This window comes from Nanhaiella sioensis (assembly GCF_046557775.1).
Classification (GTDB): Bacteria; Bacillota; Bacilli; order Bacillales; family SM2101; genus Nanhaiella; species Nanhaiella sioensis.
Genome location: NZ_JBKAEG010000001.1, coordinates 882,254 through 894,921, shown reverse-complemented (window position 1 = coordinate 894,921; position 12,668 = coordinate 882,254). Strand labels below are relative to the sequence as shown.

General features: G+C 33.2%; 10 protein-coding genes and 1 pseudogene. 5 read left to right on the top strand and 6 right to left on the bottom strand.

Going from position 1 to position 12,668, the window contains the following annotated elements; translation table 11 throughout:
• Positions 1-563 precede the first annotated feature (563 nt).
• The 3 genes and pseudogenes from V1503_RS04195 to mgrA all read left to right on the top strand — a co-directional run.
• Positions 564-962 (top strand): annotated as a pseudogene (locus tag V1503_RS04195) (M23 family metallopeptidase); the annotation flags it as partial.
• A gap of 559 nt (positions 963-1,521) precedes the next feature.
• Positions 1,522-2,778 (top strand): GNAT family N-acetyltransferase, encoded by a 1,257-nt coding sequence (locus tag V1503_RS04190; RefSeq protein ID WP_410625059.1) that lies wholly within the window; start codon positions 1,522-1,524, stop codon positions 2,776-2,778.
• Between the two features lie 335 nt (positions 2,779-3,113).
• Positions 3,114-4,112: an L-glyceraldehyde 3-phosphate reductase gene (gene mgrA / locus V1503_RS04185; protein ID WP_410625057.1), complete on the top strand. Its 999-nt coding sequence runs from the start codon at positions 3,114-3,116 to the stop codon at positions 4,110-4,112.
• A gap of 679 nt (positions 4,113-4,791) precedes the next feature.
• Here mgrA and V1503_RS04180 read toward each other — a convergent pair.
• Positions 4,792-5,580 carry a GNAT family N-acetyltransferase gene (locus V1503_RS04180; RefSeq protein WP_410625055.1) on the bottom strand — a complete coding sequence of 263 codons (789 nt, stop codon included), beginning with the start codon at positions 5,578-5,580 and terminating at the stop codon, positions 4,792-4,794.
• Positions 5,581-5,779: 199 nt separating this feature from the next.
• Between V1503_RS04180 and V1503_RS04175 the strand changes: the two genes are divergently transcribed.
• Positions 5,780-6,919: a coiled-coil domain-containing protein gene (locus tag V1503_RS04175; RefSeq protein WP_410625054.1), complete on the top strand. Its 1,140-nt coding sequence runs from the start codon at positions 5,780-5,782 to the stop codon at positions 6,917-6,919.
• Between the two features lie 106 nt (positions 6,920-7,025).
• On the opposite strand, the gene V1503_RS04170 is transcribed toward V1503_RS04175, so the two are convergent.
• Positions 7,026-7,517 (bottom strand): GNAT family N-acetyltransferase, encoded by a 492-nt coding sequence (locus V1503_RS04170; RefSeq protein ID WP_320258161.1) that lies wholly within the window; start codon positions 7,515-7,517, stop codon positions 7,026-7,028.
• A 233-nt stretch (positions 7,518-7,750) separates the two neighbouring features.
• On the opposite strand from V1503_RS04170, the gene V1503_RS04165 reads away from it, so the two are divergent.
• Positions 7,751-8,080: an SCP2 sterol-binding domain-containing protein gene (locus tag V1503_RS04165; protein ID WP_214482460.1), complete on the top strand. Its 330-nt coding sequence runs from the start codon at positions 7,751-7,753 to the stop codon at positions 8,078-8,080.
• A gap of 581 nt (positions 8,081-8,661) precedes the next feature.
• Here V1503_RS04165 and V1503_RS04160 read toward each other — a convergent pair.
• The 4 genes from V1503_RS04160 to sph form a co-directional block, all read right to left on the bottom strand.
• Positions 8,662-9,465 carry an alpha/beta fold hydrolase gene (locus V1503_RS04160; RefSeq protein WP_410625051.1) on the bottom strand — a complete coding sequence of 268 codons (804 nt, stop codon included), beginning with the start codon at positions 9,463-9,465 and terminating at the stop codon, positions 8,662-8,664.
• 150 nt (positions 9,466-9,615) lie between these two features.
• On the bottom strand, positions 9,616-10,092 hold the full coding sequence (locus V1503_RS04155; RefSeq protein ID WP_410625049.1) for a dihydrofolate reductase: 477 nt from the start codon (positions 10,090-10,092) through the stop codon (positions 9,616-9,618).
• Positions 10,093-10,720: 628 nt separating this feature from the next.
• Entirely contained in the window at positions 10,721-11,365 is a 645-nt protein-coding gene (locus V1503_RS04150) for a DsbA family oxidoreductase (RefSeq protein ID WP_410625047.1), read from the bottom strand.
• An 89-nt stretch (positions 11,366-11,454) separates the two neighbouring features.
• On the bottom strand, positions 11,455-12,429 hold the full coding sequence (gene sph / locus V1503_RS04145) for a sphingomyelin phosphodiesterase (protein WP_410625045.1): 975 nt from the start codon (positions 12,427-12,429) through the stop codon (positions 11,455-11,457).
• Between the last annotated feature and the right edge of the window lie 239 nt (positions 12,430-12,668).

Genomic DNA, 12,668 nt, shown 5'->3' with positions numbered 1-12,668 from the left:
AGTTTGTTACTCATTGAGGGTTTTACATACGTTTATAAATAAAATAAGTTACACTCTTAAATGATGTATGATGAATATTTGTGCGAACAAAAAAGTAGTTTAGGTAGTAGAAGTTTTAAAGTAATGATGATTGATTCCCGATTATTTCATAAGCTAATAACATTTAGCAGTGTTGATAGTTTGAAAACAATCCTTCTTAACCTCCTTTATATTTGGACAATACATGATTTAAGCACGTTTAACAATCATGCGTGTAGTTGTTTATTACTACTTCTATCCATATAAAATGAGATTTTTCTCCTTAGACATAGATTTGGTAATGGTCTAAGCTCTCCTCGTTCATATCATATAATCCACCTGTTTTTTGAAGATTTTTTACATGTTTTATAGTCAAATTGCTCTTACATATTTTCATCTACAAGTAGTCAAGTATAGTAGCCTATTAACGATGTGTGATGAAAAGGACGATTGTGCTGAGATAAATGACAGTTTCCAAGAGGGACCTTTTTACATAGTTTAGTTATATAAAGATTATATAACTACGATGAAGAAAGGGGGGAGCAATATTGTTTATCTATCCTTGTGAAGGACGTGTGTCGTCAGCATATCGTACAAGCCAGAGGCCAGACCATTATGGTGTAGATTTTGCCCAATCTGGAATGGTTTCAATTGTTGCAGCTGCTGAAGGTACTGTTAGTCGATCATATATATCAACGAGCTATGGTGAAGTTATCTTTTTAGTTCATCATATCGAAGGACAAATCTGGGAAACTGTTTACGCACATATGCGTAGTGGATCTCGAAAAGTCAAGCAAGGTGATTACGTGAAGCAAGGAGAACATGTAGGTTATATGGGTAATACTGGTCAATCTACAGGTCAACACTTACACTTCGAGTTGCATAAAGGAAGGTGGAATCTTAATAAGACAAATGCCGTCAATCCATTAGCGTATTTAAGTGAAAAAATAGAAGAGGAGGAAAGCTCAATGAAACTACAAAAATGGCAATACGAGGAACTCGCAAAAACGTATGAGATTTCCTATAAAAAGGGGATTTTGACGAGTAATAAATGGCATCAAAAAGCGAGGAAACAAGATATAACTATCGATGAAATTGCTTTTCTAAATGCAGTAATTATGGGACGTATGATAAAATAGTTAAATAATCCCACTATTGTATAAAGAACTCCATTATTTAATAGAATTTAAGAAAAGGCTGCTTTCGAATTAACTGTTACTTTTCGTACTATGAGCTAAACTCGTAGCTTACGAGGTATGTTTTGTCCTTTGTTCATTATCATATTAATTGTAGTTTCGTACGACAAAATAAATGAAGACCAACTAGCGAAGGTAGTACCTTTTCTTCACAAAAAAATCACAGAAATATATAACCCTCATCTTGTCATCTGTTTGTAAGAAATAGCAACAAATTGTTCGATAAGAAGTCATTAAGGAAGCAGGTGAAAAAGGAGCATTTTCAGAAGGTCACATGTATCAATAATATACTGTAAGGGGTGGAAGTATGGTGATTGAAATTAAAAAGATGATAGATGTCGATTTTAGAGATTTTGCAAAAATTTCAGTTAATGCGTATCCGGGGTTTTATGATTCTTCTGTAAACAAAATAAAGCAATTAGAAGAAAAATTTATAGAGTTGCAGAGTATTGACTCTTCAAAAGTATTTTATGGTGCATTTAAAGATCAAAAAGTTGTAGGTGGCATGAGATTATATGATTACAAGCTGACGCTATTTTCGTCTCAAATAAACGCAGGTGGAATTGGCTCAGTTGCAGTTGATCTATTACATAAAAAAGAAAAAATAGGTAAGGACTTAATATCCTTTTCATTACAACACTTTAGAAAAAAAGGCTTTCCACTTGCAGTTCTATATCCGTTCCGTCCAGATTTTTATAAAAAAATGGGTTTTGGATATGGTACAAAAACGAATCAATATCGAATTCAACCCCATAGCTTTCCGAAAGGAAGGTCGAAGAAGCATCTCCAATATGTTGATGCCTCTGAAACTACCGAGTTACTAGACTGCTATAATAGAGTCGCGAAAATGACTCACGGCATGATACAGAAAAATTACAATGACGCAGCTAGTATATTTAAAAAAGAAGGAAATAGCATTATTGGGTATAAAGAAGAAGAATCAATTAGAGGTTATCTTGTTTTTACATTTAACAAAGTAAATAAGAACAACTTTCTACTAAATAATTTAATTATTGAAGAAATTATATATGAAAACACAGAAGTTCTTCAAGAGCTCTTAACCTTTCTAAATAGCCAAATGGATCAAGTCAATGAAGTCATTGTTCATACTCAAGATGAATATTTCCATTACTTACTAAAAGACGTTCGGAACGGTACGAATCATATCATGCCCCATGTGTATCATGAAAGCAATGTCCAAGGTGTAGGCATAATGTATAGAGTAATTAATACGAAGGCTATATTCCAACAGTTAAGTAGCCATAATTTTAATAATGCGAATTGTAAATTGAAGATAACGATTAATGACGACTTCCTTAAAGAAAATGAAGGTAGTGTTATCTTATATTTTGAAGACGGCAAAGTAAAAGTGATGGAAGAAAGTGAGTATGACGTAGAAATATCATTACATGTTTCAGAATTTACATCAATGCTTGTTGGTTCTATTCCTTTTAAGCAACTACTTAGCTATGGATTAGTGAGCATATCTGATTCAACTTATGTAGAAACGGTTAATAGAATTTTTGCTACAGATCAAAAACCAATGTGTACAACAAAATTTTAGCTAATATTCATTATATATTGTTACAGGCTAGCCAGTATGAGGTCAGCCTGTTTTTTGTAGGGAAATACTTTCATTGACGTATGTGAAAAAAAGAACGTATAATGTATTCGAAAGCGTTTTCGTTATACATAAACTTTAATAATGACACTGAAAGTAGATTTAAAATATGATACTAAAAGGGCAGGTGAAAGACTGCTATAACAATAAAAGCATTCAATATTTCATGTGAATTAAGTGTCAGGAAATAAATGAGCTACTCATCCATTTAATATCAATGGCATTTGTCTTAGCACTTATCCATGAATCGAAAAGCTTGTTTTGTGTAGCAGGATAAGATGAATTATAAAGCAAATGAAAACAGATACCATACGATGATTTATCGCAGGTGTGGCAAGACCGGTTTGAAGTTACCTGCTGTTTCGCTAGGGTTATGGCATAATTTTGGTGGAGTTGATGATTATGATAATGCTAAAGCGATGGTTACACGAGCATTTGATTTAGGAGTTACTCACTTTGATCTTGCTAACAACTACGGTCCCCCAGCAGGGAGTGCTGAAGAAACACTAGGTAAAATTTTGCAGACGGAATTAAAGGATTATAGAGATGAATTAATTATTTCAACTAAGGCAGGTTACGGTATGTGGCCAGGCCCTTATGGTGATTTTGGATCAAGAAAATATTTAATTGCTAGCCTGGATCAAAGCTTAAAAAGACTAGGGGTAGACTACGTAGATGTCTTTTATTCACATCGTCCAGATCCTGAAACTTCTATTGAAGAGACTATGATGGCCCTTGATTCAATTGTTCGACAAGGAAAAGCATTGTATGTAGGGTTATCCAATTATGATGCCCTCCAAACATCTCAAGCACTTGAGGTACTGAAGGACTTAAAAACACCAATTGTTCTTCATCAACCAGCATATTCAATGTTGAATCGTTGGGTTGAACATGGGTTGTTAGATGTTAATGAAAGAGCTGGTATTGGAACGATCATCTTCCAACCATTGGCACAGGGTGTCTTAACTGACAGGTATTTGCAAGGTATTCCTAGTGATTCTCGTGCTGCTAGTGAAAGTGTATTTTTAAATGAACAAGATATTAATGATAAAAGAGTTAATATGGTGGTCCAACTTAATAATATTGCCAAAAATCGTGGGCAAAGTTTAGCGCAACTTGCAATTTCTTGGGCTTTACGTGATGAGCGAGTGACTTCCGCACTGATTGGTGCCAGTCGGGTAGCCCAAATCGAAGATAATGTTAAAGCTCTTAACCATCTTTCATTTAGTGAAGAAGAATTAACTGAAATTGAAGCTATTTTACAACTAAATAGTTAAGCTTGGATAGTAAACAAAGCAGTTTGGATAGTAAACAAAGCAGTTTGGATAGTAAACAAAGCAGTTTGGATAGTAAACAAAGCAGTTTGGATAGTAAACAAAGCAGTTTGGATAGTAAACAAAGCAGTTTGGATAGTAAACAAAGCAGTTAGGATAGTAAACAAAGTAGTTTGGATAGTAAATGAAGCAGTTTGGATAGTAAATGAAGCAGTTTGGATAGTAAATGAAGCAGTTTGGATAGTAACCGAAGTAGTTTGGGCAGTAACCGAAGTAGTTTAGATAGTAAATGAAGCAGTTTGGATAGTAAATGAAGTAGTTTGGATAGTAAATGGAGCAGTTTGGATAGTAACCGAAGTAGTTTGGATAGTAAATGAAGTAGTTTGGATAGTAACCGAAGTAGTTTGGATAGTAAATGAAGTAGTTTGGATAGTAACCGAAGTAGCTTGGATAGTAAATGAAGTAGTTTGGATAGTAATCGAAGTAGTTTGGATAGTAATCGAAGCAGTTTGGATAGTAAATGAAGCAGTTTGGATAGTAAACGAAGTAGTTTGGATAGTAAAACATGTGATTCAGACAGTATAACCTGAATTTTGGACAGAAGAGCACTAAAAAAAGGGTTCTACCCATCAATTTGTGGGTTAGAACCCTTTCATGTATGTTTTGGAAAAATACCTAATGATTATCTGTACATTACCCATTTTCCAATGTCAACAAAACCAAGCTTTTTATAAATCCTACCTGCGCCTGGGTTATCGTAAAAAAGACAAAGTGTTTTTCCTTCTTTTAATAAGTCTTTACATAACATTTTCATCACTTCAGTGGCATAGCCTCTATTTCTATAGTCTTGATGAGTACAAACACCAACGATCATTGCTGATATCGAATTTTCTGCCGTAGTTGATGCAGAGGCAATAATTTGTCCATTCTTTTTCATAACATATGTGCGACCTGTACCAGATTTCATTGTTTTTATAAACATTTCTTTTGCATTTGATGGTGTTACAAATTCCTCAATATCACTTCTTAATGCAATAATCCCATCGACATCTTCAATTGTTGCTAGAGATATTTCTGATTGAAAATGTAGTTCTCCTAATTGATCATCTGTTACACATTCACAAAAGAACATGTTTTGTTTTTTTCCTAGCTTTAAGCCCTCAATATTTTCAAACTGACATGCGATTTCAGACTTACCGGAAAGAGATTGTACATTATCATGTTTCTTAATAATTTGAACAAAACCTTCTACATCAAACCCATGTTTGGCATAAGGAATATAGTATTGGTAATAACGAAGTAAAACAGCGATTAGCTGATTGTTTTCATCGAATTCTCCCCAAATATCTTGGAAGTCTTGTTCGTATCCGAATGCTTCAATATCACCGATAAGAAATAAGTTAAATGAAGCTTCTTCTTCTAGGAAAGAAAATACTTGTTTATGGTCATTAGACTTCAATTTACGAATCATTGTTCTTCTCCTCAATAATAAAAATTTGGTAATTAACGAATAATAATTATGAATATACTAGCACGGTTTTTATGACCAAACAATGACCACCATAAGAAAATGATGTTTAATTTGCCTTGACATATGATTGACACAAAGACAGCTTATAGTAAACATGTGACAAATAAATTGTCCAACAATTGAAGGAGGAGAGTTAATAATGAAGAAAATTGGTTTGTTAGCCTTAGCTGGAGCAATAACATTGGGAGGAGTGAGTGCTACTAGTGCTTTTGCAAAATATGATAGTAACGTAAAATACTTTAATAAAGATCATTTTCAAGAAAAATGGAATGAGCTTAGTGATGAAGAAAAAATGGCAAAGCTAACAGAGCGAGCAGAGCAGCTAGGAATTGACGTAGAAGGCAAAACATTAGAAGAAATCCAAGACTTGTTGAAGGAACAACGTGAACAAAAGCTACTGGAACGAGCAGAAGAATTAGGTATTGATACAGAAGGCAAAACTGTGGATGAAGTAATAGAGTTAGTGAAGGAACAAGCTCCACACCATAAAGGAAAAAGAATAAATAAAGAAAAGTTCCAAGAAAAATGGAATGAGCTTAGTGATGAAGAAAAAATGGCAAAGCTAACAGAGCGAGCAGAGCAGCTCGGAATTAACGTAGAAGGCAAAACATTAGAAGAAATCCAAGACTTGTTGAAGGAACAACGTGAACAAAAGCTGCTGGAACGAGCAGAAGAATTAGGTATTGATACAGAAGGCAAAACTGTGGACGAAGTAATAGAGTTAGTGAAGGAACAAGCTCCACACCATAAAGGAAAAAGAATAAATAAAGAAAAGTTCCAAGAAAAATGGAATGAGCTTAGTGATGAAGAAAAAATGACAAAGCTAACAGAGCGAGCAGAGCAGCTAGGAATTGACGTAGAAGGCAAAACATTAGAAGAAATCCAAGACTTGTTGAAGGAACAACGTGAGCAAAAGCTGTTCGAACGAGCAGAAGAATTAGGTATTGATACAGAAGGAAAAACTGTGGATGAAGTAATAGAATTAATGAAGGAACAAGCTCCATCCCATAAAGGGAAAAGAATGAACAAAGAAAAGTTTCAAGAAAAATGGAATGAGCTTAGTGATGAAGAAAAAGAGGCAAAGTTATTAGAAAAAGCTGAGCAGCTAGGAATTGACGTAGAAGGAAAATCACTAGAAGAAATTCAAGAGTTACTAAAAGATCAACGCCAGCAAAGACTAATTCAACGAGCAGAAGAATTAGGAATTGATACAGAAGGTAAAACAGTTGAGGAAATCAAAGAATTACTGAAGGAAGCACGTCAAAGCTCTGGAAATTAAGTGATGAAGAAACCGCCATTGTGTTTTAATGGCGGTTTTTAATGTTGCTCAAATTAACTTAACAGACATCCACTCTAATGAGCCAAAGTCTAATAGCGTGAGGAGTTCAGTCCATTATTAATTGATAAAATAATACATCTTGCCAGCTGTCAAACTTGTAACCAACTTCTTTAAAGGAGCCAATAAATTCAAAACCGAATTTTTCATGAAGTTTAATGCTACTATCATTTCCTTTTGTGATACCAGAAATGATAACATGAAAACCTATTTGTTTAGCTCTTAGTAAAATTTCATTTACTAACTTTGTAGCCACTCCATGTCCTCGCGTATTTTCATCTACATATACTGATAATTCAACAGTTTTAGCGTAAGCTGCTTTTTCTCTAAATGCTGATAGGCAACAATAACCTACAACCTTATTTTCAATCGTAGCTACAATTAGAGGATAATCACTTCCATATTTAGAAAACCATTGTTGTCTTTGTTCGAGCGTCTCCTCTGTTAAATCAAAAGTTGCAGTTGTATTTACAATTGCTTGATTGTAAATGTTTAATATACTCAAAAGATCGTCTTGGTGTGCATCTCTAATAATAACCATCGTCTACTCCTTATTATAAAATTACAAGAGTGTGTATATAGTACGTGATATATTGCTATATTATGATGATTACAGGATTTTTTCAAGATGATAATGAGTGTGCAAAATTAAACAACAAAATTTTATTAGGAAAATAATTCGAAATAATCAAATTTCATTGTAAATGAATGAGTATTCATTTACAATGAAATTACCAGTATTTATATTGGTATTTTAATAAAGGGGTGGAATATATGGCTGTAAAAGAAGAGTTGAAAAATCTTTCTGACAAAATTAATGAAAATCCTGAACACATTGAAGGACTTGATTATGTTTATCAATTTCAAGTATCTGGGGAAGATGAAGGGGCATATCAAGTAGCATTTTCAAATGGAGAGCTAGCATACAATGAAGGTGAAGCTGAAGATCCATCTTGTACAATTCAGTTATCTGGTGAAAATCTAGTAAAGCTGATACACGGTAAATTGAATGCAACATCAGCTTTCATGATGGGACAACTAAAAATCAAGGGAGATTTATCTCTTGCGTTAAAACTACAGTCAATTCTACAAAAATATCAATAATAACAAGAGTAACGCCTTCATTTACTTTGTGATGAGGTGTTACTCTTTTTTTTTATTGAGTTACTTGTTCCCATAAGTAGTGACTGATTATATAAATCAGATGTTTTACTAAAAAGTAAGATTATCAGTAAATTACGTGCAGTTTACTTAATTTGCTTAAATAAGGTATTGATTTCTACATCCACTTGGAAAAGATTAAAAAAATTAAAAATGACTATTATTATTTAAACAGAGAAGCTAGATATCAACCTTCAACTAAAAGTTCTATCTACAATGTTAGAAATCTAATTCTGTTTTCTTTAATTCTCTTATGTTCAGTTTATGCGACATGATGATTGTGCGATTACTGATTATAGGAGAATACAAATTTGTTTAACAATTTTCAAAGCATGTGTCAAAAGGAAATGTACTATATGATTATTTACAATAATTTATGTATAGTAAATAACCTTACTCATATCCAAGAGTAAGGTTATTAATGATTTAGTTAATTATACCCATCTTATATCTGTTGCTCCCGGTTGTCCTATCGCTTTATAACTCGTACTTCTAATCTAATCTTTATTAACTTCATATTTTATTTATCTACTTGCGACATATCTATTATCACCTTTTAGAGTATTCAAGAATCTAATTGACATTACATTAAATTTATCTGGTTGATCAACGTTCACAACATGACCACTATCCTCGATAATTTCAAGCTGCGCATGATTGCTCTTCTTCACTACTTCCTCAACTGGAAGTAAGAACATATAATCTTCTTGCCCCATGACATACAAGGTAGGAATATCCAACTCATTTTCTTCAAACTGCACCAACAATGGAACGACATCCTTCGTTAACTTAAACCACTTGACAAATTCTTTTTGACATAGCTTCTTTGCTTGATTAACAAAAAGCAACCGAGATTCCTTATGTCTTTTTTTAGGCATTAAACACCAAGCAAATAATTTATATAACCACATATACGGAACAACTTTTTTCCCTACATTCCCCAAGAACATTAAGGTTTTTACGCGGGTGTTTAACCGTATAACAGCACCACCCAAAATCATAGTTTTAACTCTATTGGGCTCAATTTCTGCAATATTTCTAATTAATATCGTTCCTAATGATATTCCCACAAAATGTGCATTTTTAATGTTTAAGTCATTTAATACCTCAATAATATCTAAACTTACATCGGAAAAAGAGTAATTTCTCTTCAAAATCCCTCTATCTTTTGACTTTCCGTGTCCCCTTAAATCTATCAGTAGTACATTAAAGTGCTCTTTAAATGCTTTTAACTGTTTATACCATACTGTTGAACTTCCTCCCGCACCATGAATAAAAACAACCCAATCATGAGCATCGCTTAATTTAAACCTCTTAGAATAAAGCATTAACCAACAACACCTTTCACAAAACACAGTTTAATGGAAATAAAAAACCACAAGCTACAGTACACCCCAATGTACTGTTTGTTTTGTGGTTCCTCCACTCTCTTACGAAATTTGAGTATTCGAGTCATTACGAATTTAACAAAGCAATCCTTATACTTTTTCCATTGTTAAAAAGGAATAATGGATTCCCTGGTTTTCATCATAATGTTTTTCTTCTTCGGTAACTATGAACCCTTTAGGGACTTCAAAAAATGTATTGCCTTCTATAATTACATCCACTTTAGTTAAATAAATTTTATCAACATAAGGGCTAAATAATTTATATACTTCACCACCGCCGATAACCATATTTTCTTTATCAACGGGTAAATACTTTATGATCTCATCAATAGAATGATAGACATGACATCCTTCTTGTTGATAATTTCTCTCTCTTGTTAAAATATAATTCTCCCTGTTTGGAAGAGGTTTCCCAATCGAATCAAATGTTTTCCTACCCATAATCACGTTTTTGCCTGTAGTTTTGCTCTTAAAATATTTTAAGTCATTTGATAGATTCCAAGGGAGTTTGTTATCTACACCAATTACTCCGTTTTTACTTACAGCGACAATAAATGAAAAACTCACTTATGAACACCCTTTCTAAATTCCAAGAATCCAATCGCCTACTTGTCAAATTACTATTATTCTAGCAAAGGATAGACTATTTGACGAATTGAAAAAAATTACAAAATTATTCAGCTTCTACCTAGATCTCCCTTTAGAGAAAAGAGAAACTTTAGCTTAGTTTGTTAACTGAAGCGGGTTGGAATTACAAATCATTCAAATCTAAAAGCACATCGAAATCATTATTTTGTTTTCCAACCACTCACTATCATCTTCATTTTCTAAAAATCTTCCTGTTTATCTTCAATTAATTCGTATCTGTTATTTAACCAAACGATATATCCAGCAACCATTTCTAGTAATGTAGAAATCACCAATCCATAATAAGTAATTATATAGAAACCGGAGTTATTTTTATCAACATAACATTGGGCAGCAGAAGGATGATAACCTAATATTGATCCTAACCTTTCATTTATGGTTCATATTTGATTTAACGTTAGTGCTAACCAACAGAAAAGACACTACATGTACATGCGTTAATTTTTTTGTAGCTAAACACTGTTCAACGCAAAAATAGCCGTACTCAATAATATCTTAAGTAGATATTATTGGGTACGGCTCTATATAAGCTACTGTAGATGACTGTCTATTCACACCCATCTATACTACAATTCATCCCAGTTGAAGGAGTTTTAGCAGTTTCTAATTGTTTATTAATAGCACGTTCAATTGAGTCTGATGATTGCACACCTGATAGCTGTTGATTTCCTATTTGGATTGTTGGTACTGCACGAATATTCGCTTCTGTATAAGCGTGTTGAAGTTGCTTTTGATGAACTTGCTCATATTTTCTTGAAACGAGTGATTCTTTGAATTCATTTGCATCAAGACCAACATTTTCAGCAATTGAAGTTAATATCTCAACATCACCTATATCTTGTTCAAGTTGCCAAAAAGCACGGAAGACTGCGTCAGCATACTCATTTCCTTTACCTCTCTCTTTTGCAAACTGCAACCCTTCATGTGTTAAATGAGTTCGAGGGTGTGGAGACATTTCGGGTAAGACCATTTCTACACCAATACGCTCAGAAAGAGGCTTTACTGAATGTTGCCATCCTGTTTGAATATAATTGCTTTCTGGTCTAAGTGGTTCGCTATTTCCTGGACGGAGTTCATAGGGCATCCATTCGATTTCAACATCTTTTCCACTAGTTGCTTCTAGAAGTGGTTTCTTTGCTAAGAAACAAAACGGACAAACAAAATCTGAATATACTTTCATCTTTACAGTCATTTTTTCACCTTCATTTATAATTTTTTACATATAATGTCTTAGTAAGTATACAATGAAGGCTTTAAATATGCTAACGATATACATGTTAGCTATTGTTGAGAGTTTTCTTCAATATTAGAATATCCATATACGGGGTAGTGATCAGAAAATTCATTGTACTTATTTATAATTGCTGTCCATGTTGGTGATTTAACATTAAGCACTTCATTTGTCCAAAAATCAGGTTGTTTATGATTTTTTTCTAAGAATATATAATCTAAATACCTTGGATCTCCATCAGGAAATTTATAGGCAACAATTTCATTTGTTTCCGGATCAAATGTTGAGCTATGTCCAGTAAATTGTGAAGGTTCGTTGACATTTAAAGTATCAATCAAAGACTGATACTCATCAACATTATACCTGTTTACATTAAAATCACCGCCAATAAACAATACCTCATCTAAGGGAACGTCCTTGTCTGTTATAAATTCTGCTATTTCTTGGAATTGTGTTTTTCGAATTCTATTTGCCTCATCAGTGCCACAGCCGGTATCATCAGCTTGGGCATGAGTACCTATAATATGATAATAATCATCTTCCTTTTCAACCTTTACATAAACAAATCCTTTGTTTGCGAAATAATCTACACCACAGCCCTCTTCAAATACATATTGAATTTGCTCAAGAATTGGCCATTTAGAAATAATTGCAACACCCCCATCTTCTGGAACTATATTTGAGTAATGACCTAGCGTTTCATCCCAGCCATCTTTACTTCTTCCTAAAACAGGCGTTTGAAACGGGTACTCTTCCGCTATGTTATTAAGTAATATTTCCGAAGAGTTATTATCATATAGCTCATTAAATATGATTGCATCCTGATCTTTTATGTAGTCTGCCTCACTAATAAAAGTCGCTCGATCTTTTTGCCCCCAGCTGGAAGCATAAGTAGGCATAAGAAAAACATTATGTTGTAACAATTTAAAATCATTTGGATAATGATTTGAAGCGAATGATTGATGAAAATTGATCGTTATTCCAACTAAAAAAGCGCAAAATAAAAGAGTGATATACTTTTTCAATTGTCAAACCTCCAGTTTTTTAATTATGCTGTTATTGAATAGATAGTTGATTTGCGTATTATTAAATAAACACGAACACAACTAAGTTTCGCCGTGTAATTTCTTTTATAAATCGATGACTGTTGAGTAAAGGACATCTTTATCTTCTGGTTTAGGAACGATAATAACAAAGTTTAATAAATAGCCTCTTGGATACATAAACTCATTGGAATAGTTAGATGACAGGTTTATGAAATTTG